Raw genomic sequence first — 261 nt, 5'->3', positions numbered from 1 at the left:
GCTGAATCTGGTGGCGTATAGAGCAATCCGGCAGTGAAATTTCGCTACTCAGGTTACCCATCTTAACCATATGATAACCAAACACACGTTGACTGAGCTCGTTGCAAACCTGCTCTATCACGAGTTTTAATTCTTCGCCGCCGGGTAACTCTGACCAGCTCTGAGGATAATGTGGCGGTTTTGAACGGAACGCAGATTTCATAGCGTGTTGTGGTGATGTCCTTGATTGAATAATACATCGCATGTATTGCATGCAACATA

The 261-nt window shown here is 45.2% G+C and carries 1 protein-coding gene; it reads right to left on the bottom strand.

Translation table 11 applies throughout. The features are described 5' to 3' along the window. Window positions 1-62: 62 nt before the first annotated feature. The coding region (locus tag NLF92_RS13265) for a hypothetical protein (protein WP_254102708.1) at window positions 63-261 on the bottom strand (199 nt) is incomplete at its 5' end.

It is taken from the genome of Opacimonas viscosa, assembly GCF_024199005.1.
In the GTDB taxonomy this organism is placed as follows: domain Bacteria; phylum Pseudomonadota; class Gammaproteobacteria; order Enterobacterales; family Alteromonadaceae; genus Opacimonas; species Opacimonas viscosa.
The sequence above is the reverse complement of the archived record's forward strand: the minus strand, read 5'-3'. Positions and strand labels throughout refer to the sequence as shown.